This is a genomic window from Streptomyces sp. NPDC102462, assembly GCF_044765425.1.
Taxonomy (GTDB): domain Bacteria; phylum Actinomycetota; class Actinomycetes; order Streptomycetales; family Streptomycetaceae; genus Streptomyces.
In genome coordinates this window covers 1-24,324 of record NZ_JBIWKB010000030.1, presented here as the reverse complement: position 1 = coordinate 24,324, position 24,324 = coordinate 1, and the positions used below count along the sequence as shown (strand labels likewise).

The 24,324-nt window shown below is 70.8% G+C and carries 20 protein-coding genes; 14 read left to right on the top strand and 6 right to left on the bottom strand.

Translation table 11 applies throughout. The features are described 5' to 3' along the window. The first annotated feature begins 42 nt into the window (after positions 1-42). From ACIRFL_RS24750 to ACIRFL_RS24735, 4 genes are all read left to right on the top strand, one after another. Positions 43-2,253 carry an ATP-binding cassette domain-containing protein gene (locus tag ACIRFL_RS24750; RefSeq protein ID WP_404032204.1) on the top strand — a complete coding sequence of 737 codons (2,211 nt, stop codon included), beginning with the start codon at positions 43-45 and terminating at the stop codon, positions 2,251-2,253. A 163-nt stretch (positions 2,254-2,416) separates the two neighbouring features. Beyond that, a complete protein-coding gene (locus ACIRFL_RS24745) occupies positions 2,417-3,304 on the top strand; it encodes a FadR/GntR family transcriptional regulator (RefSeq protein ID WP_404032201.1) in 888 nt (295 codons plus the stop codon). Between the two features lie 444 nt (positions 3,305-3,748). Further along, a complete protein-coding gene (locus ACIRFL_RS24740) occupies positions 3,749-5,293 on the top strand; it encodes an RNA polymerase sigma factor (RefSeq protein ID WP_404032198.1) in 1,545 nt (514 codons plus the stop codon). A gap of 196 nt (positions 5,294-5,489) precedes the next feature. Then, entirely contained in the window at positions 5,490-6,347 is an 858-nt protein-coding gene (locus ACIRFL_RS24735; RefSeq protein ID WP_404032196.1) for a serine protease, read from the top strand. A gap of 108 nt (positions 6,348-6,455) precedes the next feature. Here the strand turns inward: ACIRFL_RS24735 and ACIRFL_RS24730 are convergent, their stop codons facing one another. Beyond that, positions 6,456-6,686 (bottom strand): hypothetical protein, encoded by a 231-nt coding sequence (locus ACIRFL_RS24730; RefSeq protein ID WP_404032193.1) that lies wholly within the window; start codon positions 6,684-6,686, stop codon positions 6,456-6,458. Between the two features lie 440 nt (positions 6,687-7,126). On the opposite strand from ACIRFL_RS24730, the gene ACIRFL_RS24725 reads away from it, so the two are divergent. From ACIRFL_RS24725 to ACIRFL_RS24700, 6 genes are all read left to right on the top strand, one after another. Continuing rightward, on the top strand, positions 7,127-9,250 hold the full coding sequence (locus ACIRFL_RS24725) for a type IIA DNA topoisomerase subunit B (protein ID WP_404032191.1): 2,124 nt from the start codon (positions 7,127-7,129) through the stop codon (positions 9,248-9,250). Between the two features lie 594 nt (positions 9,251-9,844). Beyond that, a complete protein-coding gene (locus ACIRFL_RS24720) occupies positions 9,845-10,369 on the top strand; it encodes a DUF1453 domain-containing protein (RefSeq protein ID WP_404032189.1) in 525 nt (174 codons plus the stop codon). Then, the gene (locus ACIRFL_RS24715; RefSeq protein WP_404032187.1) at positions 10,366-11,517 is read left to right on the top strand and encodes a sensor histidine kinase; all 1,152 of its coding nucleotides are present in this window, start codon (positions 10,366-10,368) and stop codon (positions 11,515-11,517) included. Before ACIRFL_RS24720 ends, ACIRFL_RS24715 begins: the two co-directional genes overlap by 4 nt. Then, positions 11,514-12,194 (top strand): response regulator, encoded by a 681-nt coding sequence (locus ACIRFL_RS24710; RefSeq protein ID WP_404032184.1) that lies wholly within the window; start codon positions 11,514-11,516, stop codon positions 12,192-12,194. Before ACIRFL_RS24715 ends, ACIRFL_RS24710 begins: the two co-directional genes overlap by 4 nt. Positions 12,195-12,263: 69 nt before the next feature. Further along, positions 12,264-12,812, top strand: coding sequence for a DUF485 domain-containing protein (locus tag ACIRFL_RS24705; protein WP_404032181.1), 549 nt, complete (start codon positions 12,264-12,266; stop codon positions 12,810-12,812). Beyond that, the gene (locus ACIRFL_RS24700) at positions 12,809-14,401 is read left to right on the top strand and encodes a cation acetate symporter (protein ID WP_404032179.1); all 1,593 of its coding nucleotides are present in this window, start codon (positions 12,809-12,811) and stop codon (positions 14,399-14,401) included. Before ACIRFL_RS24705 ends, ACIRFL_RS24700 begins: the two co-directional genes overlap by 4 nt. 44 nt (positions 14,402-14,445) lie before the next feature. Here ACIRFL_RS24700 and ACIRFL_RS24695 read toward each other — a convergent pair whose 3' ends face one another. Further along, positions 14,446-15,138 (bottom strand): response regulator, encoded by a 693-nt coding sequence (locus ACIRFL_RS24695; protein WP_404032177.1) that lies wholly within the window; start codon positions 15,136-15,138, stop codon positions 14,446-14,448. A gap of 160 nt (positions 15,139-15,298) precedes the next feature. Here ACIRFL_RS24695 and ACIRFL_RS24690 point away from each other — a divergent pair, with 160 nt between their 5' ends. The 3 genes from ACIRFL_RS24690 to ACIRFL_RS24680 are packed head-to-tail and all read left to right on the top strand — an operon-like array spanning position 15,299 to position 18,101. After that, positions 15,299-16,114 carry an ABC transporter ATP-binding protein gene (locus ACIRFL_RS24690; protein ID WP_404032174.1) on the top strand — a complete coding sequence of 272 codons (816 nt, stop codon included), beginning with the start codon at positions 15,299-15,301 and terminating at the stop codon, positions 16,112-16,114. Next, positions 16,104-16,967 carry an ABC transporter permease gene (locus ACIRFL_RS24685; RefSeq protein WP_404032172.1) on the top strand — a complete coding sequence of 288 codons (864 nt, stop codon included), beginning with the start codon at positions 16,104-16,106 and terminating at the stop codon, positions 16,965-16,967. The genes ACIRFL_RS24690 and ACIRFL_RS24685 overlap by 11 nt, the downstream gene beginning before the upstream one ends. Before the next feature lie 60 nt (positions 16,968-17,027). Next, positions 17,028-18,101: an ABC transporter substrate-binding protein gene (locus ACIRFL_RS24680; RefSeq protein WP_404032169.1), complete on the top strand. Its 1,074-nt coding sequence runs from the start codon at positions 17,028-17,030 to the stop codon at positions 18,099-18,101. Positions 18,102-18,120: 19 nt separating this feature from the next. On the opposite strand, the gene ACIRFL_RS24675 is transcribed toward ACIRFL_RS24680, so the two are convergent. From ACIRFL_RS24675 to ACIRFL_RS24660, 4 genes are all read right to left on the bottom strand, one after another. Next, a complete protein-coding gene (locus ACIRFL_RS24675; protein ID WP_404032167.1) occupies positions 18,121-18,801 on the bottom strand; it encodes a response regulator in 681 nt (226 codons plus the stop codon). Further along, entirely contained in the window at positions 18,798-20,492 is a 1,695-nt protein-coding gene (locus ACIRFL_RS24670) for an ATP-binding protein (protein ID WP_404032165.1), read from the bottom strand. Before ACIRFL_RS24670 ends, ACIRFL_RS24675 begins: the two co-directional genes overlap by 4 nt. Positions 20,493-20,693: 201 nt before the next feature. Beyond that, entirely contained in the window at positions 20,694-21,635 is a 942-nt protein-coding gene (locus ACIRFL_RS24665; RefSeq protein WP_404032163.1) for a sucrase ferredoxin, read from the bottom strand. A gap of 64 nt (positions 21,636-21,699) precedes the next feature. Continuing rightward, complete coding sequence (locus ACIRFL_RS24660) at positions 21,700-22,953, bottom strand: citrate/2-methylcitrate synthase (protein ID WP_404032160.1); 1,254 nt, start codon at positions 22,951-22,953, stop codon at positions 21,700-21,702. A 110-nt stretch (positions 22,954-23,063) separates the two neighbouring features. Here ACIRFL_RS24660 and ACIRFL_RS24655 point away from each other — a divergent pair, with 110 nt between their 5' ends. Further along, on the top strand, positions 23,064-24,230 hold the full coding sequence (locus ACIRFL_RS24655) for a citrate synthase/methylcitrate synthase (protein WP_404032157.1): 1,167 nt from the start codon (positions 23,064-23,066) through the stop codon (positions 24,228-24,230). Positions 24,231-24,324: the final 94 nt, after the last annotated feature.

Here is a 24,324-nt window from a genome sequence, read left to right as displayed (position 1 = left end):
CGATACCCGAAAAAAAGGACTCGGCGCGCTATCTTGCTGCAGGTGATCCAGGCCTTCGGACTGACCAGCAACCCCCGTAAGGCGCACCCGCCCGCCGTCAACGATGTCTCCTTCGAGGCGCACGCGGGCCGTGTCACGGCACTCCTGGGTGCGCCCCGCGCCGGCAAGACAACGGCCCTCAGGCTGATGCTCGAACTCCAACAGGGCCGGGGGATCACCCACTTCAGAGGGCGCCCGCTGCACCGGATCGCCCACCCGTCGCGCGAGGTGGGCGTCCTCCTCGGCGACGTACCCGGGCATCCGGCGCGCTCGGTGCGCGGGCATCTGCGCATGCTGTGCGCCGCGGCGGGGGTCCCGGCCCGGCGCGCCGACGAAGTTCTGGAAGCCGTCGACCTCGTCGGCCTGCGGGAGGAGCGCCTGGGCACGCTCTCGCGCGGCATGGACCGTCGGCTCGGACTGGCCTGCGTCCTGCTGCCCGATCCGCACACCCTGGTGCTGGACGCCCCCGTGGAGGGACTGTCCGCCCGTGAAGCCCGTTGGCTGCACGGCATGCTCAGGGTGCATGCGGCCCAGGGCGGCACGGTCCTGTTCACCACCGCCGACCCCAAGGAGGCGGCACGCAACGCGGACCGGGTCGTCACCCTGGAAAAGGGCAGACTCGTCGCCGACCAGGAGGCCGTCGAGTTCGCCCGCACACGGCTGCGTGCCCGTGTGGCGGTCCGTACCCCGCACGCCGCCCGCCTGGCCGCCCTGCTCGCCAAGGAGGCCCGCACCGACCGGCGGTCCGTCGAGATCGTTCGGGAAGAGGGCAACCGTCTTTCTGTGTACGGCAGTACCACCGCGGACATCGGCGACGTCGCCTTCCGGCACGGCATCCTCGTCCACCGACTCGCGGACGAGGTGGGCGACATGGGACCGGGCGCGGGAACCCGCCCGCATGACGGGGAGCGCCCGGTCGACGGGCCGGAGCTGCCGGGTTGGCCGAAGCCCGCGCACGAAACACCGGCCGGCGGACAAGAACAGAGCCAAGGGAGTCCGGAAGGAGTCCGACTGCGACCGGGCCGTGGTCTGTCCGTCCTGAGACGACAGCGGGCGGATCATGAATCACCCCTGGTGACGGAGGCCCCGGACGATCCTGAGGTTCCACTCGCCGTGGGCGCGCCCTCGGCGGCGACCTCCCCCGACCTGCCCGGCACGCCTCCCGCCGAGGACGCACCGGCCCCCGCCGACGGCCACCCCCTGGAATCCGACGCCCACACGACCGGCGGCCCGGAACCGGCCGCACCCACTCCAGGTGCCGAGCCCCCGACCCCATCACCCGCTCAGACCCCGGAGGCCACACCGACCTCAGCCGGTCCCACGGGGCCGGCCACCGGCCGCGTACCCACCGCTCGACCCGGGGCCGGACCTTCGCGTCGCGGCACCGGATCGCTCAGCCCCGGCGCCCTGTCCCCCCTCCCTCCCCCCATCTCCGTCCGCTCCACCCCCAGCCCCCTCCACCCCCTGCGCTACGAACTGCGCCGCGCCACCGGGATCGGCACGGGCTTCCTCACCTGCGGTGTCGTGCTCGTCGTCTCCGCGGTCACTGCCGTTCTGCTCGCCCGCATCGGTCACACCCCGCAGGCGCGCCTGTTCGCCGCATGGCCCCGGGAGGCGCCGCTGCCGCCCGCGGCGCTCGGAGCGGGACTGCTCGGCGCGCTGGCCTTCGGGGACGAGTTCCGCCACCCCGCCCTGGCGGCGGACCGCGGTTCGGTGCCCCGCCGGCTGGGCCTGCTCACCGCGAAACTGCTCGTCTCCGGGGCCACGGCGCTGATGCTGGCCTTCCTCACCGTGGGCTGCGACGCCGAAGTCCTCTATGTCGTCTACGGGCGGGAGCTCGCGAAAGTTCCCGCTGACTGGCTTGCGTTGAGTGCGAGTTGGTTCGGTCTTGTGGTCGGGTGCGCCTGGGCCGGGGTGCTGGCGGCCGGCGTCTTCCGGTCCACGACGGCCGGGCTCGCCGCGGTGCTGGCCGTACCGGTCGTGGTCGTCCCCGTCGTACAGAAGATGGTGGGCGGCCCGGCCGTGCGGACCGCGGCGGGACTCCCGGTCCGGATGCGGGAGGTCTTCCTGCTCCAGTGGCCCTTCGGGGGAGAGCGGTACCTGGCCGTGGTGGCCCGGGTACTCGTCCAACCCGTGGGCGGCGCGCTGACGTTGTCGCTGACCGCCCTGCTCTGTGCGTATCTGCTCACGACGCTGCGCAGCAGGGTCAGATGACGACCGTCCGCGCGCTTCCGATCCGGCTGTGTGCACAACTCCCCCGGAGCGCGCCCATTTCTTTCCGATAAGGCGTCAATTGCGACGGGGTGAGCGATCACCCTTTCGTGTGCTTTTCACCAAAGACCTCAAGGCAGTTGGAGACAGCGCCGACAAAGGATCCGTGAGTACCCTTGCGCACACCATGATGACCGCCGCCCGCTCCACCGACTCAGGTCTGGTCGGACCGGGCGAACTCGACCGCTACCCCTACGCCGAGGGCCCCGCCGCCGACCGGCTCGGAACGCCCGCCTGGGAGGGCGCGGACCATGACCTGGGCCGGGTGGGACGGCGCGCCGCGGGCAGCCGCGGGCGCGGCCTGCACGGCCAACTCGTCCAGCAGTTGGGCCAGATGATCGTTTCGGGTGACCTGGGCGCGGACCGCCCGCTCGTACCCGAGGAGATCGGCCAACGCTTCGAGGTGTCCCGTACCGTCGTCCGCGAATCCCTCCGTGTCCTGGAGGCCAAGGGCCTGGTCAGCGCCCGCCCGAACGTCGGCACGCGTGTGCGTCCCGTCAGTGACTGGAACCTTCTGGACCCGGACATCATCGAATGGCGCGCGTTCGGGCCGCAGCGCGACGACCAGCGCCGCGAACTGAGTGAGCTGCGCTGGACGATCGAGCCGCTCGCCGCGCGCCTCGCCGCGGGGCACGGCCGTGAGGACGTCCAGCAGCGCCTTTCGGACATGGTGGAGATCATGAGCCACTCCATGGCGCAGGGTGACGCCCTCACCTTCTCCCGTGCCGACGCCGAGTTCCACAGCCTGCTCATCCAGATCGCGGGCAATCGCATGCTGGAGCACCTGTCGGGCATCGTGTCGGCCGCGCTCCAGGTCTCCGGCGGCCCGGTCACCGGCTGTGACCGGCCGAACGACGCTTCCCTGGCCCAGCACGCGCGCATCGTCGACGCGCTCGGCACCGGTGACGGCGCCGCGGCCGAGGCAGCGATGCGTCAACTGCTCACCGTCCACCCCGAGGTGGAGCGTGTGGTGCCCGCGCCGCGCGAGCACTGACCGCGGACCGCGGGCGCTGCGGTCGCAGGCGCACCGCCCTGTGAGGGCTGTGCCGGGCCCGGGAGCCGTCGCTCGCCGGACCCCGCCGGACCCCTCCGGGCCCTCCTCGGTCCGGAGGGGTTCGGTGGGGCTCGGCGACAGGGTGATGCGGCCCGATGGCGGCGGCGCCGGCCGATACCGCCGACAACCACGTCTGACCGTATCTGACCGTTTTTGGGCACTTACGGGGTGTGACTCGGGCCACGAAGATTGGGCGTAACGCTCGGGGGATCAGCGCGATGACCTAAGAGGTGACAGCCGCGGAGGGAATACGGACGCCATGCAAGGCGCTGTGCCTCTCCCGGCACCCGCCCGCGCCGTCGGCCCATCCCCAGGCCGGTGGTCGGCTCCTGTCCGCCGTGGACGGGGCCGGAAGCCGTTTTCCAACGTTCCGAGAGGTTGTTCGTGTCGGCCAGCACATCCCGTACGCTCCCGCCGGAGATCGCCGAGTCCGTCTCTGTCATGGCGCTCATTGAGCGGGGAAAGGCTGAGGGGCAGATCGCCGGCGACGACGTGCGTCGGGCCTTCGAAGCTGACCAGATTCCGGCCACTCAGTGGAAGAACGTACTGCGCAGCCTCAACCAGATCCTCGAGGAAGAGGGTGTGACGCTGATGGTCAGTGCCGCGGAGCCCAAGCGCACCCGAAAGAGCGTCGCAGCGAAGAGTCCGGCCAAGCGCACCGCCACCAAGACGGTCGCGGCGAAGCCGGTGACCACCAGGAAGGCCACCGCCGCCACGCCCGCACCGGCCGTGCCGGCCGAGCCCGTCGGCGTCGACCCGGCCGAGGAAGTCGCGCCCGCGAAGAAGGCAGCAGCCAAGAAGGCGACCGCCAAGAAAACGGTCGCCAAGAAGGCCGTGGCCAAGAAGACGGCGGCCAAGAAGACCACCGCCAAGAAGGACGACGTCGAGCTGCTCGAAGAAGAGGTGCTCGAAGACGCCAAGGGCGCGACGGAGGAGCCCGAAGGCGCGGAGAGTGCCGGCTTCGTCCTGTCCGACGAGGACGAGGACGACGCGCCCGCGCAGCAGGTCGCCGCAGCCGGCGCCACCGCCGACCCGGTCAAGGACTACCTCAAGCAGATCGGCAAGGTCCCCCTGCTCAACGCCGAGCAGGAGGTCGAGCTGGCCAAGCGCATCGAGGCGGGCCTGTTCGCCGAGGACAAACTGGCCAACGCCGACAAGCTGGCCCCCAAGCTCAAGCGCGAGCTGGAGATCATCGCCGAGGACGGCCGCCGCGCCAAGAACCACCTCCTGGAGGCCAACCTCCGTCTGGTGGTCTCCCTGGCCAAGCGCTACACCGGCCGCGGCATGCTGTTCCTGGACCTCATCCAGGAAGGCAACCTGGGCCTGATCCGCGCGGTCGAGAAGTTCGACTACACCAAGGGCTACAAGTTCTCCACGTACGCCACCTGGTGGATCCGGCAGGCGATCACCCGCGCCATGGCCGACCAGGCCCGCACCATCCGCATCCCGGTGCACATGGTCGAGGTCATCAACAAGCTCGCGCGCGTGCAGCGTCAGATGCTCCAGGACCTGGGCCGCGAGCCCACCCCGGAGGAACTGGCCAAGGAACTCGACATGACCCCCGAGAAGGTCATCGAGGTCCAGAAGTACGGCCGCGAGCCCATCTCGCTGCACACCCCGCTGGGCGAGGACGGCGACAGCGAGTTCGGCGACCTCATCGAGGACTCCGAGGCCGTCGTTCCGGCCGACGCGGTCAGCTTCACGCTCCTGCAGGAGCAGCTGCACTCCGTCCTCGACACCCTGTCCGAGCGCGAGGCGGGGGTCGTCTCGATGCGCTTCGGTCTCACCGACGGTCAGCCGAAGACCCTCGACGAGATCGGCAAGGTGTACGGCGTGACGCGTGAACGCATCCGCCAGATCGAGTCCAAGACGATGTCGAAGCTGCGCCACCCCTCGCGTTCGCAGGTCCTGCGCGACTACCTCGACTAGTCCCGCGACCGCGCCGATCGGTCTCGACCGGCATCCGGTCGTGCGAGGCCGGGTCGCGACCGATCAAGGTCTGATCGCCCTGCTACGACGTCGAAGGCCTGGTCCCCCGCAGTGGGGCGCCGGGCCTTCGTGCTGCGGGTTGCCGTGCCCTGCATGACTCTGGGTGTCTCATAGGCACTCAGAGTGAGGAGCGTGCATGCGACGCCCTATCGCGCGAGCACTGATCCGGCCGCTGGTCCTGGCGGCTGCAGCGACCGCCATACCGCTGACTGCCGCGGCCCCCGGGGCCGCCGGCAGCGTTGTCGTCGGCGGCTTTCCCGTCGATGTCTCCCAGAGCCCCTGGACGGTCGCGCTGTCCAGCCGTGACCGGTTCGGGGGTACGCGGGCGGGACAGTTCTGCGGTGGCGTGGCGATCGGCCGGACCACCGTGCTGACCGCGGCCCACTGCGTGACCGAGGACGTCCTCGGGACGCGCCCGAACGAGGCGCGCGACCTCAAGGTCATCGCGGGTCGTACCGATCTCCTGTCGACTGAGGGGAAGGAGATCGCCGTACGCGAGGTCCGTATCAATCCGCGCTACGACGCGGCGACCAACGCCGGCGATTTCGCTGTGCTCACCCTCACCGCGTCCCTGCCCCAGAACGACGTCATCGGCATGGCGGCAGCCGGCGACCCGGCCTACACGCCGGGCACGAGCGCCACGGTGTACGGCTGGGGCGATACGACCGGCGCCGGGGACTACCCGCGGCAGCTGCGGGCGGCACGCGTGCTCGTGCTGCCGGACACCCAGTGCGAGCGAGCCTATCCCGGCGGTGCCGACGGAGCGTACCGCGCCCAATCCATGCTGTGCGCCGGAGAGACCCAGGGCGGCCCCGACGCCTGCCAGGGCGACAGCGGGGGGCCGCTGGTCGCCGAGGGGCGGCTCATCGGACTCGTGTCGTGGGGGAGCGGCTGCGGGCGGGCAGGGAGCCCCGGTGTCTACACCCGGGTCTCCGAAGTCGTCAGGACGGGCGCGAGCGGCGCCGGCGCGAAGACGCCGCGCCAGGGCGTCTGAGGCCCTGGACCGGTTGCTGAGGGACACGACGACGGGCGGCCGCTCCAAGAGGAGCGGCCGCCCGTTCACCGGCTCGTGCCGGGACTGGCTCGTCGTGGATGCGAGACCTCAGCGCTCTTCTTCGGTGGCGGATGCCGGAACCGACGTCAGCCGCTCCGTCTCGTCCTGTATCTCAGCGGCGATCTTCTTGAGTTCCGGCTCGAACTTGCGGCCATGGTGGGCGCAGAAGAGCAGTTCTCCGCCGCTCAGCAGGACGACGCGCAGGTATGCCTGGGCGCCGCAGCGGTCGCAGCGATCGGCGGCCGTCAGCGGGCTCGCGGGGGTCAGAACAGTAGTCACGTCGCCTCTTCTCTAGCTCGACGAGCTGTCGTACCAGGGTCAACATCCAACCAGCCCGAAAACGTTCCCGCTCGTGGCTCTTCCTCGAAAAAATCTCTCCGGGGCGGCTGTCTGCTGCCGGTTGGCGGCGAATGTGCCGTATTGCGTGTCTATGTGTCTTACGGGTTCGCGCTGTCTATCGGGTTTCGGTCCCCCCGGCTGGCTTGCCGGTTGTGAATGAGGACGTGCCCGGAGCCTAAATGGTTCATGCCTCGAAGGGAACGTGATATGTACTTCACTCCATGGAGGGATCGAACACCCATACGACTGTGGACTAGTGTGAGTTCAGACGAGGGTGGCGTTACAACGGCTCTACCAGGCCTCGGTACCCTCTTGGCGGCGACCGAAGCCGCGCCCTTACCCAAAAGGGCTCACCTGAAATTCAGCGAGGAGCGAACCGCGTGACCGCCGACACGTCCGTGCCGTCCACTGCGCTGCTGGCAGGAGCAGACCGGGACGGCTCCAACTACACCGCGCGGCACCTGCTCGTCCTCGAAGGTCTTGAGGCCGTACGCAAGCGTCCCGGTATGTACATCGGCTCGACCGACAGCCGCGGTCTGATGCACTGCCTGTGGGAGATCATCGACAACGCCGTGGACGAAGCCCTCGGCGGGTACTGCGACCACATCGAGGTGATCCTCCACGACGACGGCTCCGTGGAGGTGCGGGACAACGGCCGCGGCATCCCCGTGGACGTCGAGCCCAAGACCGGTCTGTCCGGCGTCGAGGTCGTCATGACCAAGCTGCACGCCGGCGGCAAGTTCGGCGGCGGCTCGTACGCGGCCTCCGGCGGTCTGCACGGCGTCGGCGCGTCCGTCGTCAACGCGCTGTCCGCCCGCCTCGACGTCGAGGTGGACCGCGGCGGCCACACCCACGCGATCAGCTTCCGGCGCGGCGTCCCGGGCGCCTTCGCGGCGAACGGCCCGAGTGCCAAGTTCGAGGCCAAGAGCGGCCTGCGCAAGACGAAGAAGATCCCCAAGACCCGCAATGGCACGCGCGTGCGGTACTGGGCCGACCGGCAGATCTTCCTCAAGGACGCCAAGCTCGCCCTGGAGACCCTGCACCAGCGGGCCCGGCAGACCGCCTTCCTGGTGCCCGGCCTGACCATCGTCGTGCGCGACGAATTCGGTCTCGGCGAGGGCGGCAGCAAGGGCGAGGAGTCCTTCCGCTTCGACGGCGGCATCAGCGAGTTCTGCGAGTACCTGGCCACCGACAAGCCGGTCTGTGACATCCTCCGCTTCTCCGGTCAGGGCACCTTCAAGGAGACCGTGCCCGTGCTGGACGAGCACGGCCAGATGACCCCGACGGAGGTCACCCGCGAGCTGGGCGTGGACGTCGCACTGCGCTGGGGGACCGGCTATGACACGACCCTGAGGTCGTTCGTCAACATCATCGCCACCCCCAAGGGCGGCACCCATGTCGCCGGCTTCGAGCAGGCCGTCACCAAGACGCTGAACGAGGTGCTGCGCGCCAAGAAGCTGCTGCGCGTCGCCGAGGACGATGTCGTCAAGGACGACGCCCTGGAGGGGCTGACCACAGTCGTCACCGTGCGCCTGGCCGAGCCGCAGTTCGAGGGCCAGACCAAGGAGGTTCTCGGCACGTCCGCGGCCCGCCGCATCGTGAACAACGTGGTCTCCAAGGAACTCAAGGCGTTCCTGACCTCCACGAAGCGGGACGCCGCCGCGCAGGCCCGGGTGGTCCTGGAGAAGGCGGTCGCCGCTGCCCGTACGCGCATCGCGGCCCGTCAGCACAAGGACGCACAGCGTCGCAAGACGGCCCTGGAGTCCTCGTCCCTGCCCGCCAAGCTCGCCGACTGCCGCAGCGACGACGTGGAGCGCAGCGAGCTGTTCATCGTCGAGGGGGACTCCGCGCTCGGCACCGCGAAGCTCGCCCGGAACTCCGAGTTCCAGGCGCTGCTCCCGATCCGCGGAAAGATCCTCAACGTCCAGAAGTCGTCCGTGACCGACATGCTGAAGAACGCCGAGTGCGGTGCGATCATCCAGGTCATAGGAGCGGGGTCGGGCCGGACCTTCGATCTCGACGCGGCCCGCTACGGCAAGATCATCATGATGACGGACGCTGACGTCGACGGCTCCCACATCCGCTGCCTGCTGCTGACGCTGTTCCAGCGGTACATGCGGCCCATGGTCGAGGCCGGCCGGGTGTTCGCGGCGGTGCCGCCGCTGCACCGCATCGAGCTGGTCCAGCCGAAGAAGGGCCAGGACAAGTACGTCTACACCTACTCGGACCGTGAGCTGCGCGACAAGCTCATGGAGTTCCAGAGCAAGGGCGTGCGGTACAAGGACTCCATCCAGCGCTACAAGGGTCTGGGCGAGATGGACGCCGACCAGCTGGCCGAGACGACGATGGACCCGCGCCACCGCACCCTGCGCCGGATCAACCTGTCCGACCTGGACGCCGCCGAGCAGGTCTTCGATCTGCTCATGGGCAACGAAGTCGCCCCCCGCAAGGAGTTCATCTCCAGCTCGGCGGCCACCCTGGACCGCTCGCGGATCGACGCCTAGCGACCGCGCCGCGGCCCTTGCCGGGGCCGCGGCGGACCAGGCAGCGGTCGGCACGGGCCGGGCCTCGGCCCGGTACAACGCTGACGCCGGCCGCACCCGCCCTTCCCGTGTGCCGGCACAGTGGACCCGTGGTCCCCGCCGGATCGCCGCGCCGCGGGCCGGGACACCTGGTCCGGGCAGGTTCACGGTCGGGCACCGGCACGGTCGCTGGTACCCGCACACCGGCTCACCGCGTCACCGGACCGGACCGTCACAGCCGCCTGTGCCCGTGCCTGTGCCTGTGCCTGTGGCAGGTGCCCGCACGCGGCCGCCGCCGTCTCATCGGACCGGGCCGTCCCGGGCGGCCGTGGCGACGGCCGCACCCCGCGTCTCCCGTACCGCACGTCTCCCGCACCCCGCGTCTCCGCCTGCCCGGCCGAGTGACCCGGGCGGGGCACAGGGTCCGGTTCTCCACCCGCGGGTGGAGATCGGCCCGCCCCGCGGATCCACCCGTGATCCACCCCGGCTCCGATTCGCTGACCTGCGCATTTCCGTAGCGTCGTAGGCGTCGGCAGCACCCGCAGTCGACATCCCCTTCCGCTCACGGAGGCTTTGATGTCCGGGCTGGTCAACGCGTTGGTGATCGCGGCCGTGGTCGCGCTGGTGCTGGTACGGCAGTTCCGCGCCCGCGCGATCGACACCGACCGGCGCTGGTGGGTCCTGCCCGTCATCCTGGCGGTCGTCGCGCTGCGCGAGCCCGGCATCGTCGACGCCCACCACCGCACCGAGTCCATCGCGCTGCTCGGCACCGAAATGCTCATAGGCCTGGCGATGGGCGTCGGCTGGGCCTGGACGACACGGATGTGGACCGAGTCGGACGGCGTCGTGTGGACGAAGAGCACCAAGGCGAGCGTGGCCGTCTGGGTGGCCGGCATAGCGCTGCGCGTCGGCCTCTTCGGTCTCGGCGCGGTGCTGGGCATCCATCAGGACAGCTCGGCCCTGCTCCTCGCCTTGGCCGGCACACTTGCCGTCCGCTCCGGAATCCTGATCCGGCGTGCGCGGTCCCTCACCGCGGCGACCGGGCGCGGCGCGGCGTACGGTGACGCCATGCGCCGGTCGGCGTGGAAGGAGGGCGTGTGACGCAGAACGCCTGGACGCGCTGGCCCTCACGGGAAGCACTGGGCCGTGAGGGGATCACCCGGCCGAGACGCCTGCTCGCCTGGTCGGTGCGGGTGGTGGCGATCGGTGTGCTGGCGTGGGGAGCCTTTGACGCCAATCATGTCCATGGCTGGGGCACGGCAGCGGCGGTGGGCGGGATTCTCCTGACCGCGGCCCTGTCCTGGGGCTTCTACCGCACCACCTTCGACCACCGGCTGTGGCCGTCCCTGGTGCTGATCGTTCTCCTTCTGGGCGTGGCCGCGCTCGCTCAGGCGACGGGGTTCCAGGGTCCGGCGCTCGTCGTGTGGTGCGGCTGTGCCATCGGCGCGCTGGAGCGGCTTCCGCTCGCAGCGGGGCTGCCCGTGGCCGCGGCCGCCCTCGCCGCGTTCTCCGTGATCAACAACGATGTCTGGCTGACCACCGCCGCCATCGTGACGGGCATGGCACTGGCGGGATACGTCATGCGTCTGGACGCCGAGGCACGCGGCGGCGCCCAGCGCCTGCTCGCCCAGGAGCGTGCCGCCCGGGCCGCCGAGGCGGAGTCGGCGGCGCTCGCGGAGCGGGCCAGGATCGCCCGGGAGATCCACGACGTCCTCGCGCACAGTCTCTCGGCCCAGCTGGTGCACCTGGAGGCGGCCCGGCTGCTGATCGAACGGGACGCGGACCGGGAGCGGATCCTCGAACGGGTGGTGGCGGCGCGCGGCATGGCCCGGGAGGGACTTGCGGAGACCCGGCAGGCGCTGTCCGCGCTGCGTGGCGAGATGACCCCGCTGGAGGACTTCCTGAGCGATCTGGTCAAGGTGAGCGACGGGGCCGAGGTCACCGTCACGGGCGATCGCAGACCGGTGCCCGTCGAAGCGGCACAGGCCGTGCGCCGGGTCGCGCAGGAGGCACTGACGAACGTCCGCAAGCACGCGCACGGAGCCACGATCCGTGTGTTGCTGGAGTACGGCGAGCACGAGGTCAGGCTGGACGTCAGGGACTCGGGCGGTACGCCGGGCGAACTCGCCGAGGCCGGCGGCGGGTACGGTCTGCTGGGTATGCGGGAGCGCGCCGAACTGCTGGGTGGCTCGCTGGAGGCCGGGCCGGACAAGGAGGGGTTCGCGGTGACGTTGAAGGTGCCGGTATGACGGAGGGGGCAGAGAGGAAGCCCGCGCGGGTGGTCGTGGCCGATGACCAGACCGTCGTCCGCGAAGGCATTGTGATGCTGCTCGGACTCCTGCCCGGCATCGAGGTCGTAGGCGCGGCGGGCGACGGGGAGGAGGCGGTCAAGCTGGTCGCAGAACTCGCGCCGGACGTGGTGCTGATGGATCTGCGGATGCCGCGTTGCGACGGGGTCGAGGCCACCCGCCGTATCCGCGCGGAACACCCGGGGACCCAGGTCGTGGTGCTCACCACCTTCGCCGACGACGAGTCGCTGTTCCCGGCGCTGCGCGCGGGAGCACGGGGCTATCTCACCAAGGACGCGGGCGGCGACGAGATCGTGCGCGCGGTGGAGAGCGTGCTGTCCGGGGACGCGGGTCTTTCGCCCGGTGTTCAACGGCGGTTGCTGGAGCGGCTGTCGCAGCCGGAACCGCAGCCGGCGCGCTCCGAACCGCCCGACGGGCTGACCGCGCGGGAGACCGAGGTGCTGGTGCTGATCGCGGAGGGGCTGAGCAACCAGGAGATCGCCCGCAGGCTGCATGTCTCCACCGCCACGGTGAAGACCCACATCAACAACCTCTTCGCCAAGACCGGGGTCAAGGACCGTGCTCAGGCGGTGCGTTACGCCTACGGGAAGGGGCTGGTGCGGCCATCAGCGGACTGAGTCACCTGATGGGGTGAAGAGCGGAGGGAAGAAGAGTCAGGGATCTTCCCGTTCTGTCCATCCTTGGGCATGCAGCCAAGCAACGGTCGTCCCGGCGGGGACAGGGGCGGTCCAGAGAGTTCGGCCGGGCACCACGAAGCGGCAGACATGACGTCTCGTGAGGTGAGGTACGACGATCCCTGGTACGACGCGCTCGCCTCCGGCTGGGGGGAGTCGGACGGCATGGGCGCGCCCGCGCCCTCCGTGCCGGCGGCGCGGGAGGCGAGGGAGACGGCTGCTGTTCGCACCCGTGACATCTACCTGGAGGTGCAGCGCAGCGCGGCTTTCCAGGAAGTGCGCAGCAGGTACCGCAGGTTCGTGGTGCCGGGAGTCGCGGTCTTCTTCGCCTGGTACGTGGGCTATGTGATCGTCGCGACGACCGCGCCCGGTCTCATGGCCAGGCCCGTGGCCGGCGCGCTGAACGTGGCCATGCTCGCCGGACTGGGACAGTTTCTGACCACCTTCCTGCTCACCTGGGCCTATGCCCGGCACGCGCGGCTGCGCAGGGACCGGGCGGCGCTGGAACTGCGGTGGGACACACAGGAGTTGGCGCGCAGCGCGCAGGGCGGTGCATCGTGACGGGACAGCATCAGACGCTGGCGTTCGTGCTGTTCAGCGCCTTCGTGGCCGTCACGCTGGGGATCACGACGTGGGTGAGCCGCAGGCGGCACGGATCCCCGGAGGAGTTCTACGCCGGCGGGCGGCTCTTCTCCCCGATGGAGAACGGTTTTGCCATCGCGGGGGACTACATGTCGGCCGCGTCGTTCCTGGGTGTCACGGGGCTCATCGCGCTGTTCGGCTACGACGGGCTCCTGTATGCGGTGGGCTTCCTCGTCGCCTGGCTGGTGGTGCTGTTCCTGGTCGCCGAACTGGTCCGCAACTGCGGGCGGTTCACGCTGGCCGACGTCGTGGCAGCGCGGATGAACGAGCGCCCCGTGCGGATCGCCGCGGGAACCTCATCGGTCACCGTCTCCGTTCTGTATCTGGTGGCGCAGATGGTGGGGGCGGGCAGCCTGGTGGCGCTGCTGCTCGGACGGACGGGTGCCGCCGCGCAGGCGTGGACGGTGATCGGCGTCGGAGCGCTCATGGTGGTCTATGTGTCGCTGGGAGGGATGCGGGCCACGACCTGGATCCAGATCGTGAAGGCGGTCCTGCTGCTCGGTGGGACCATCGCGCTGACCGTGCTGGTGCTGCTGCGTTTCCACGGCGATCTCGACCGGCTGCTGCTCACCGCCGCGGAGCGCAGCGGGCACGGGGACGCGTTCCTGGCGCCTGGACTGAAGTACGGCGGGGACTGGACCGCCCGGTTCGACTTCATCAGCCTGGGGCTCGCACTGGTCCTGGGCACGGCCGGACTGCCGCACATCCTGTCCCGCTTCTACACGGTGCCGACCGCGCGGGCGGCCCGCCGCTCGGTGGTGTGGTCGATCGGGCTGATCGGCGGCTTCTATCTGATGACGCTCGTCCTCGGCTTCGGGGCGGCCGCGATCGTCGGACCGGAGGCCGTGCGCGACTCGAACGCGGCGGGGAACACGGCGGTTCCGCTGCTCGCCCTCGACCTGGGCGGCGGAGCGGACTCCACCGGCGGGGCGGTGCTGTTCGCGATCGTGGCGGCCGTCGCCTTCGCCACGATCCTCGCGGTGGTCGCCGGGATCACGCTGGCCTCCTCGGCGTCCGTGGCCCACGACCTGTACGCCTCGCTGCGGAGGGGGCGCGGCCCGGCGCGCAGCGAAGTGACCGTGGCGCGGGTCGCGGCGGTCGGCATCGGGGTGATCGCCATCGCGCTCGGCCTGCTGGCCCGCGATCTCAACGTGGCCTTCCTGGTGGGCCTCGCCTTCGCCGTGGCCGCGTCCGCGAACCTGCCGGTGCTGCTGTACTCGCTCTTCTGGCGCGGCTTCACGACGCGCGGCGCGGTGTGGGCCGTATACGGCGGGCTGGTTCCGGCGTTGGGGCTGGTCGTGCTGTCCCCGGTGGTGTCGGGCAGTCCCGGGTCGCTGTTCCCGGCCGTCGACTTCCAGTACTTTCCGCTGGAGAACCCCGGCATCGTCTCCATCCCGCTGGGCTTCCTCGCGGGCTGGCTGGGCACCGTCACCTCGGACGAGGTCCCGGACGAGGCCAGGCACGCGGAGACCGAGGTGCGGTCGCTGACCGGGGCGGGAGCCGTGTAGGAACGGCGGGCTGCTCCGCGTCCGGGTGGCGCGGGCGAGCGCCGTCAGGGTGCCACCCAGGCGTACCGGTGCTCGGGGCGTCCCGTGTCGCCGTACTTCAGGGACAGATGCAACCGGCCCGCCTGTTCCAGATGGCGCAGATAGCGTTGCGCCGTGGAGCGGCTCAGGCCCGTCTCGGCGGCCACCTCGTGCGCGGACAGCGGATGGTCGGCGCGGTGCAGCACACCGCAGATGAGGTCGGTGGTGGGCTCCGAGTGGCCGCTCGGCAGGCCGGGCGAGCTCGGCGCGGGCGCGGTGCGCAGCGCGCCGAAGATCCGGTCGACCTGCTCCTGGCCCGTCAGACCTCGCCCGCCGACCCGGTCGACGGTGCGGCGCAGGGCCGCGTACGAGTCCAGGCGGGTGCGCAGCGCGGTGAACGTGAACGGCTTGACCAGATAGTGCAGCGCGCCCAGGCGCATCGCCTTCTGCACGGTCGTGACGTCACTGGCCGCGGTGATCATGATGACGTCGGTGCCATGGCCCTCTTCGCGCATCCGGTGGACCAGTTCAAGCCCCGTCTGGTCGGGCAGGTAGTGGTCGAGCAGCACCAGGTCGATGGCTCCGCGTTCCACGGCGGCCAGGGCCTGGGCGGCATTGTGCGCGCGGGCGGCCACCCGGAAGCCGGGAACCTTTCCCACGTACTTGGCGTTGATCTCGGCGACACGGAAGTCGTCGTCCACCACCAGGACGTCAATCATGGGGCCTCATTTCCTCAAGGCCAGGCGGGCGTTAAGCCCGTGTTTCGGCTCCGCAGTTGTAGCGTGAGCAAAACGAGCACAAAAGGCTCCTGCGAGCAAAAGAACGGCTTGCGCTCAGAAGACTGCTGCTGTGGCAGGGGCCACATCTACGGTCCCGGCCATGAGCGCAGACACCAGCCCCGCCATCGAGCTGCGGGGCGCGAGCAAGATCTTCAGGACCCCGTCAGGGGGTCTGCACACGGCTGTCCGGGGTCTGGACCTCACCATCGGGCGCGGTGAGTTCGTCGCCGTGGTCGGACCGACCGGCTGTGGCAAGTCCACCACGCTGACCCTGGTCAGCGGCCTGGAGGAGCCCACCGAGGGCGATGTGCTGGTGGCCGGGGAGCCGGTCTCCGGCGTCGGCGACAAGGTCGGCTTCGTCTTCCAGCAGGACGCGACCTTCCCCTGGCGGACGGTCCTGTCCAACGTCATGGCGGGCCCGCGCTTTCGCGGCGTACCGAAGGCGGAGGCCAAGGAGAAGGCCCGCGAGTGGCTGGCCCGGGTCGGTCTCGCCGCCTTCGAGGACCGCTACCCGCACCAGCTCTCCGGCGGCCAGCGCAAGCGCGTCGCGCTCGCCGCGACCTTCGTCAACGACCCCGAGATCCTGCTCATGGACGAGCCGTTCTCCGCGCTCGACGTGCAGACCCGGGCACTGATGTCGGACGAACTCCTGGAGCTGTGGGAGGGCACGGGCGCCTCGGTCGTCTTCGTCACCCACGACCTGGAGGAGTCCATCGCGCTGGCCGACAAGGTCGTCGTGATGACCGCGGGGCCCGCCACTGTGAAGCACGTCTTCGACATCGACCTGCCCCGGCCGCGCAAGGTCGAGTCGGTGCGCCTGGAACCGCGGTTCATCGAGATCTACCGCGAGATCTGGGAGTCCCTCGGCGAAGAGGTCCGCATCACCCGCGAGAGGGGTGCCGCTCATGTCGCATGACGTCCTCAGCGCCCCCGTCGCCGGCACGGGCAAGACCACGGACCGCACACAGAGCCGGGCCAGAGCGGCCCGCAGACGCAAAGCCGTCGTCATGGGCGGCCGGGCGCTGCTGCTGGTCGCCGTGCTCGGCCTGTGGGAGTCGCTGTCGCGCGCGAAGGTCATCGATCCGTTCAACTTCTCGATGCCGTCGAAGATCTGGGACCAGATCTACACCTGGGTCACCCACGGCACGGCGCTCGGCTCACTGGGCGAGCAGATCTGGTACACGCTGTACGAGGCGCTGCTGGGCTGGGTCATCGGTGTCGTCGCCGGTGTCGTCCTCGGTATCGCCCTCGGGCGGATTGCCTTCCTCGCCGATGTCCTTGGTCCATACATCAAGGTGCTCAACTCCATACCGAGGATCGTGCTCGCCCCGATCTTCGTGATCTGGTTCGGTCTCGGCCCCGCCTCCAAGGTCGCGTCCGCCGTGGTGCTCGTGTTCTTCCCGGTTTTCTTCAACGCCTTCCAGGGCGCTCGTGAGGTCGACCGCAACCTGGTCGCCAACGCCCGCATCCTGGGCGCCAGCGACCGCAGGGTGACCCTTCAGGTCGTCATCCCGTCGGCCACCTCGTGGATCTTCACCAGCCTCCACGTCAGCTTCGGCTTCGCCCTGATCGGCGCCATCGTCGGCGAGTACATCGGCGCCACCAAGGGCATCGGCCTACTCGTCGCACAGTCGCAGGGCACCTTCAACTCGGCCGGTGTGTACGCCGCGATGGTCATCCTCGCCGTCGTCGCGCTCGTCGCCGAAGGGCTGCTGACCTTCGCGGAACGGCGCATCTTCCGCTGGAAGCCGGCCGACTCCGAGCACTGACGCCCCCCAAGAGCCACCCCCCGTTCCCCGCACCGCATTCTCACAAGGACGTGAACCGCCATGCGCAAGACCGTCAGACTCGCGGCGCTCTCCGCCGCCGGCCTGCTCGCCCTCTCCTCGCTCACCGCCTGCGCCAACGAAGCGGCCAGCACGACCGCCGACAGCGGCAGCGGAGGCGGCGGCAAGGGCAAGGGGGAGAAGGTCAAGATCATGGTCGGTGGCCTGGACAAGGTCATCTACCTGCCCGCGATGCTCACCCAGCGGCTCGGCTACTTCGACGCCGAGGGACTGAACGTGCAGCTCCTGAGCGAGCCCGCCGGAGTCCAGGCCGAGACCGCGCTCGTCGCCGGCCAGGTCCAGGGGACGGTCGGCTTCTACGACCACACGCTCGACCTCCAGGTGAAGGGCAAGTCCGTCGAGTCCGTCGTGCAGTTCTCGCACGCGCCCGGCGAGGTGGAGGTCGTCTCCAACAAGGCGGCCGGCGACATCACCTCGCCCAAGGACTTCAAGGGCAAGAAGCTCGGCGTGACCGGTCTCGGTTCCTCCACCGACTTCCTCACCAAGTACCTCGCCGTCAAGAACGGCGTGAACGTCCATGAGTTCACGCCCGTCGCGGTGGGCGCCGGCCCGACGTTCATCTCCGCGCTGGAACAGGGCTCCATCGACGGCGGTATGACGACCGACCCGACCGTGGCGACGATCCTGGACAAGAAGGCCGGCAAGATCCTCCTCGACATGCGCACCCCCGAGGGCTCGCAGGAGGCGCTCGGCGGCCCGTACCCATCGTCAAGTCTGTACATGCAGACGGACTGGGTGAACGGCCACAAGGACACCGTGCAGAAGCTGGTCAATGCATTCGTCAAGACGCTCACGTGGATGTCCACACACAGCGCCGACGAGATCGCCGCCAAGATGCCCGCCGACTACTCCCAGGGCAACAAAGCCCTCTACGCGGAGGCGATCAAGAGCACGCTGCCGATGTTCACGGACGACGGCGTGATGCCGAAGAACGGCCCGGAGACCGTCGAGAAGGTCCTCAAGTCGTTCAACCCCAACATCAAGAACGCCAAGGTCGACCTGAGCAAGACCTACACGACGGAGTTCGTCGAGAAGGCCGCCAAGTCGGCCGGCTGACCGCCCGGACCGGGAGCCGTCAGGCGCGGGTCGCCCACACGTAACGGTGTTCGGGGCGGCCCGCGTCGCCGTACTTGAGCGTCAACCGGGCCCGCCCCGTGCGCTCCAGGAGCTTCAGATAGCGCTGGGCGGTCTGCCGGCTCACCCCGGTCCGCTCGGCGATCTCCTGGGCCGACAGCGGGCCCTGGGCGTTCATCAGGCACTGGCGCACCAGTTCCGCCGTGGTGGGGGAGTGTCCCTTGGGCAGCTCCGGCTCCGACGGTGCGGACAGCGCCCCGAAGATCCGGTCCACCTCTGTCTGTTCCGCCTCCCCGCCGCCGTCCAGCGTGCGGCGCAGCCGCGCGTACGCCTCCAGCTTGGTGCGCAGCCCCGCGAAGGCGAACGGCTTCACCAGGTACTGCAGGGCGCCGTGGCGCATCGCCGCCTGCACCGTGGACACGTCCCGGGCCGCGGTCACCATGATGACGTCGGTCTGGTGGCCGCGCCTGCGCATCTCCTGGACGACCGCAAGTCCGGTCTCGTCGGGCAGATAGTGGTCCAGGAGGACCAGGTCGAGCCGCGGCAGCGCCTCCACCTGGCGCAGCGCCTCGGCCGCGTTGTGCGCCTCGCCGGCCACGCGGAAGCCGGGCACCTTCTGCACGTAGGCGGCGTTGACCCGGGCGACCCGGGTGTCGTCGTCCACGACCAGGACCTCGATCATCGGGCATCCTCCTCGGTGGCGGTCCGCGCGGGCGCCGTCAGCGCCGGTGCGGGCTGCGGCTGCGGCCCCGGTTCGAGTTCCGGCTCGGCCAGGGCCTCGGGCAGTACGACCGTGAACTCCGCGCCCCCGCCGCCCGCTTCGCCCACCGTCGCGCTCCCGCCCTGCCGCTCGGCGAACCTGCGCACCAGGGACAGCCCGAGACCGCGTTTGCCGTGCGCGGGCGGCTCCTTGGTCGACCACCCCTCGGTGAAGACCAGCTCGCGCCGGTCCGCCGGGACACCGGGTCCCGTGTCGCGCACCCTGAGCACGGCCGTGCGTCCCTCGGCGCGCAGTTCGACCTCCACGCGCGCGTGCGGGGTTCCGGCGACGGCGTCGAGGGCGTTGTCGACCAGGTTGCCCACGACCGTGACCAGGCCCCTCGGCTCGATCAGCCGGTCCGGGAGCCGGGTGCGGTCCGAGACCCACAGGGCGACCCCGCGCTCGGCCGCGACCGTCGCCTTGCCGACCAGCAGGGCGGCGAGCAGCGGGTCCTGGATCTTCTCGGTGACCTGCTCCGCGGTGACCCGGTGATCGCCGACGACCTCTCCGACGAACTCCACCGCGTCGTCGTACATCTCCAGTTCGAGCAGGCCGAGCAGCGTGTGCATGCGGTTGGCGTGCTCGTGGTCCTGGGCGCGCAGGGCGTCGATCAGGCCCCGCGTGGAGTCCAGTTCGCGGCCCAGCTGCTCAAGCTCGGTGCGGTCGCGCAGGGTGGCCACCGCGCCGCCGTCGCCGGTGGGCATCCGGTTGGCGACCAGGACCCGCTGGCCGCGGACGGTGAGCAGATCGGTGCCGGTCACCCGGCCGGCCAGGACATCGGTCGTGCGTCCCTCGCCCAGCGCCTCGTCCGGGGTCCGTCCGACGGACTCGTCGCCGATGCCCAGCAGGCGCCGCGCCTCGTCGTTGAGCAGACGTACACGGCCGGTGCGGTCGAGGGCGACGACACCCTCCCGGATGCCGTGCAGCATCGCCTCCCGCTCCGCGAGCAGGGCCGAGATGTCGGAGAAGGCCAGGTCCTGGGTCTGCCGCTGCACCCGGCGGGAGATCAGCCAGGCGGCCAGGGCGCCGACCGCGAGGGCGCCGCCGGCGTAGGCGAACAGCCCCGGGATCGCGCTGAGCAGCCGGGCCCGCACGCTGTCGTAGGCGATGCCCACGGAGACGGCCCCGATGATCCGGTGGTCGGCGTCGTACAGCGGCACCTTGCCGCGCGCGGAGCGGCCCAGGGTGCCGTTGTCGATCTCCATGACCTGTCGTCCGGCCAGGGCCGCGCTCGGGTCGGTGGAGACGAGGCCGCCGATCTCCGAGCGCGTGGTGTGCGACCAGCGCACGCCGCGCAGGTCCATCACCACGATGTACTCGGCGTTCGTGGCGTGCCGGATCCGCTCGGCCTCCACCTGCACCGGGCCGTCGATGGACGGCCGCGTGTGCTGCACGCCCTCGGCGATCTGCGGATCCTGCGCCGTGGTCTCCGCGATCGCCAGCGCCCGGCGCATCGCCTCCTCGTCGAGCTGCTTGCTCAACGGTGCCAGGAACAGCCCGGTGGCGAGCACCGCGACTCCGGCGGCGATCGCCACCTGCATCAGCAGAACCTGCGAGAACACCCGCCGCGGCAGACCGAGACGCAGACGGCGTGCGGGGGGACTGGGGCTCATGCCCATGACGGTACGTGGGCGGGCGGACCGAGCCGTAGGGGGTGTGGCGCGGATCTCTTGACCGATTCTTGGCGAACGGGCCGACGGGCTCCCGGTGGATCGGCGTCTGGCGGTTCTCGGCGGAACGGTGTCGGCCGCTTCTCGGCGGATGGGGCTGGCGGCTCCCGGGCCGACGGGCCCGCCTCTCGGCGGGCGACGGGGTCAGCCCGCCAGGACCGCGGCTGTCAGTTCGCGCACGGACACCACGTCCATCCGCGCCGGCGCCCCCAGCACAGAGGCGCCGCAACTCTCCGGGCGCGGCGGGAGCGAGGCGCCCCGGGCCACGATGACGCGCCAGCGGCGGCCGTCGGCGTGGGCCACGGTCACCTCCCAGCGGGGCGCCGCACCGTCGGTGCGCACGACGCTCAGCACGCCTGCCGCGTACTCGCCCGCCGCCGTGCGCACGGCCAGTTCGGCCGCCTGACCGGGCTTGTCCCAGGCCGAGTTCCCGCGGCAGCCCTGCACGACGACGCGTCCCTCCCGGACGCCCTGCAGGACCTCCTTGACGGTGTGCGCCTCGGCCCGTCCGTACGCGTAGCCGTACGGCAGGACGAGCACCGTCGGCGAGAAGCGATGTCCACCCAAATGGGTGACCTCCCAGACGCCCGGTACGCCGGAGGCGGCGAGCTCGGCCGCGAGGGGCCGGCCGAGCAGCGCGCAGCAGCGGTCGCGCTTGCCGTTGGTGCAGACGAGCGCGAGCGGGCCCGCCTCGTGCGCGCGAGCGCCGAGCGCCGTGTCGAACGTACGGTGGTCGCCCGCGCCGAGGGCGGCGTAGTCGAGGTCGAGGAGCGTGCGCGGGTCGCGGGTGGTGGCGGCGCGCAGCCATACCTTTCCCGGAACGGTGTGCGCTGCGTACACCTGCCGCTCGGCGGGGGTCCCGGGGTCTGCGTGGCGCCCGGGGCGCCGGATGAGCGCGATCCGTACGCCGGTGCCGTCGGCGGCGAGTTCCAGGGCGCGGCCGAGCGCGCGGTCCAGGTGGCTCGACGTGAGCGCCTTGGCACCCCAGGGGCCGGGCTGTTCGAGCAGCAGCCATGTCGTCGCTGTGGCCGCCGTACCGGATACGGGCTCGTCGAGGTTCCGGGAGACGGTTGCGCACCTACTCACAGAGGTGAGCCTAACCTGACTTTGCCCGGGGCGACTTCCGGCCCGGTCGTCTGCTGCCCGTGTGCTACTGCGGCGCGGGTTGCGGCGGTCGCGGGCCCACGTAGTGGCCGCTGGGGCGCATCCGCAGCGGGCGCTCGCCGTACTCCTCCAGGGCGTGCGCGATCCAGCCCGCCGTCCGGGCGACGGCGAAGACCGTCTCGCCCGCGGTCGCGGGCATGCCGCAGGCGACGGTGAGCACCGCGAGGGCCAGGTCGACATTGGCGTGCAGCGGGGTGTGCCGGGCCGTGGTGGCGACGATGTCGCGGGCCGCGAGGAGGGCGGGTTCCGCGCGCGGGACGTGCTCCAGGAGGGCGAACAGGGCACGCGCGCGTGGGTCCTCGCCCGGGTAGAGCCGGTGGCCGAGGCCGGGAATGCGGCGGCCGGCGCGGAGTTCGGCCGCGATCACCGGAACGGCGCTGCCCTCGTCCAGCACGTCGAGCAGCAGCCGGTGGGCCAGTCCGCTGGCGGCGCCGTGCAACGGGCCCTCGATTACGCCCAGTCCGGCCGAGACGGCCGCGTACACATGGGCCCGGGCCGATGCGGCGACCCGCACCGCGAGCGTCGAGGCGGCCAAGTCGTGGTCGACCAGCAGGGCAAGCGCCGTATCCAGGGCGCGCAGTGACGCCTCGTCGGGCTCACGGCCGGTCAGCCGGCCCCACAGGCGCAGGGCGAGCGGGCCCTCGTCCCGGGCGTGCGGGCGGGGCGGCAGGGCGGCGACGAGCGTCGGGATGAGGATCCGCGCCGTCGCGAGGACGGCCTCCTCGGACAGGTCGAAGCGCAGCGGGTCCTCGGTGGCGGCGGCGACCGCCGCGACCCGCAGCCGGTCGGTGGGCTCGGCATGCTCGGGCAGGGCGGCCACCGCCCGACGGGCGACTTCGGCCGTGGCCTCGGGGGCGGTGAACGTGACACCTGGGCTCAGCCGCCCGGTCCACAGCCACTCGGCGACCTCCTCGTAGGAGTGGAGCGCGGCGAGTTCCGCGGCGTCGACACCGCGGAAGTAGTACCGGTCCTGGTCGATCAGGGTGACGCCGGTACGGACGGACATCTCCGCGCCGACGGCCTGGGTGACCTGGCTCTCCCGCCTGTGGCGCCGGGCGAGGGCGTCCACCTCCGCGGCGTCGAAGGTACTGCCCCGGCCGCCGGGCTCGCGCCGGCTGCTGAGCTGACCGCGGCTCACGTACGCGTACACGGTCTCCGGCTTCACGCCGAGCAGTTCGGCGGTCTCCTTGGTGCTCAGCCTCCGCTCGGGGCCGTGGGGAGCGGGTTCTTGATCGCGCATGGGGGTCACCGTAGTCGCCTTGGTGGCGTATGGACTGGACATTGATTCAATCAATATTGACAGAGAAATAGTCAAGCATGGACAGTCGGATCAAGTCCAGGGAGGAAATCATGTCCATCAATAGGTCCGCATCCACCCTTGTCGATGTGCCGCGCGGGCTCGCGGGCGTCGTCGTCGCCGACACCGAGATCGGCGACGTCCGGGGGACCGAGGGCTTCTACCACTACCGTCAGTACTCGGCTGTCGAACTCGCGCGGACCCGCGGCTTCGAGGACGTCTGGCACCTCCTCGCGTACGGCGAACTCCCCGACGCGGAGCGGCACGCCGCCTTCCTCGCCGAGACCGTGGCGGCGCGCCGGCTGCCCGCCGAGGTCCGCGCCGCCCTGCCCGCCGTCGCCGCCGCGAGCCGCGCCTCGGGTCCGCCGGCCGGGGCGCGCACCGCGCTGTCGCTGCTCGGCGCGGCCCAGGGCTTCCGGCCCGTGTACGACATCGACACCGACCGGCGCCGCGCGGATGCCGTCGCCGCCTGCGCGGCAGTACCGACCCTGCTCACCGCCCTGTACCGGCTAGGGCGGGGCCAGGAGCCGGTGGAACCGCGCGACGACCTCTCGTACGCGGCCAACTACCTGTACATGGTGACCGGGCAGGAGCCGGACGAGCGGCGGGCCCGTGCCGTCGAGCAATACCTGATCTCAACCATTGACCATGGATTCAATGCATCAACCTTCACCGCACGGGTCATCGCGTCCACCGGCGCCGATGTGGCGGCATGTCTCGTAGGTGCCCTGGGAGCGCTGTCCGGTCCGTTGCACGGCGGTGCGCCCAGCCGTGCCCTGGACACCCTGGACGCGATCGGCACCCCCGACCGGATCGACGGCTGGGTCCGCGAACGCGTCCTGGCGGGTGATCGCATCATGGGCTTCGGCCACGCGATCTACCGTACGGAGGACCCCCGTTCGCGGATGCTCCGTGAGATCGCCGAGGGCTTCGGCGGCCCCCGCGTGTCCTTCGCCGTGGAGGTGGAGCGCCGCATCGAGGCGATCCTCGCCGAGCTGAAGCCCGGCCGCGAACTGCACACCAACGTCGAGTTCTACGCGGGCGTGGTCATGGAACTGTGCGGACTGCCGCGTGAGATGTTCACGCCCACGTTCGCGGCGGCGCGTGTGGTCGGCTGGAGCGCCAACATCCTGGAACAGGCCGCCGACTCCAAGATCATCAGGCCGGTGGCCCGGTATGTCGGACCGCCCCCGCCCGTGGCGGTCCCGGCGATGGCCTGAGAGGGCTTCTCGAAACCGAATGTGGTGGCTGGGTTTGCGCTGGTCAGGCGTGATGCCGGGGCGGGTGAGGTAGATCCGGTGCGTCCGTGGAGGT